We start from the raw sequence: 819 nt of genomic DNA on the forward strand, positions 1-819 counted from the left end.
GAGGGTGGAGCATCTGTTCGCGGCGCCGTGGGCGGCGGTGAACTCCCGACGCCCCGCTGGGTCCAATCGACTTTTTGGAGGTCAATTTCCTCGCCGGGGAGGTGAGCTAACGCTGCTAGTTCCTCAACGGTGTAGGCACCATGGTTGTAGACGAACTCGCGATTGGCAAGATTCGTGAGTTTCCGCAACAGCGACTGGTCGTTATACGTCAATGGCCAGAGCCGCTGGTGGGCGTCGCCATTGTGATACTGGGTGTCGAGGGCCCGGGAGATGGACTTGATGTGGCCTTCCACAGCTTTGGGGCGGGGACCGAACACAGCAAACCGGATATTCACGTAGAACGCTGGATCGTCTTCGACCTGCTGGACCGCATTCGCTGCGGTGCGATCCTGTTCGGATGGGTCTTCGACCGTTGTATGGAAGATGCCGGTGTTCACACGGCCGAATGTGAGGCTCTCGTGAGCCTGATCGATGGAATACTCGTGTGGGAGAAGGCCATCGGTCCAGTTCTCACTGACGGGCGTGAATACGAACTGAACGACTGCGGTATGCGAGTCAGGACCGGCGATTGCCGACAGGAGTGAGCGGTAGGGGTCGTGATCGAGAACGCCCGGTTGGGAGAACGACCGGATTGGAATGTATTTGTAGTCCTTCTTTTCCATCCGGGCCATCGATGCCACATGTCCGGGCTCGACGTTGGTGAAGTAGTTGTCTCCTGGTTTGATCTCACTCGTGGGGTAGAGCCCAGAGAGTTGCTGGCGGAACTCGCGCTCTTCAACGGTGTCCGGGAGACCGACGTAGAAACGGAGTTCTCCATTG

General features: G+C 58.2%; 1 pseudogene. It reads right to left on the reverse strand.

Features of this window, described 5'->3' with window-relative positions:
• Positions 1-671, reverse strand: a pseudogene (locus EXE42_RS18820) (hypothetical protein); the annotation flags it as partial.
• Between the last annotated feature and the right edge of the window lie 148 nt (positions 672-819).

This window comes from Halorubrum sp. SP3 (assembly GCF_005435195.1).
GTDB classification, from domain to species: Archaea; Halobacteriota; Halobacteria; order Halobacteriales; family Haloferacaceae; genus Halorubrum; species Halorubrum sodomense.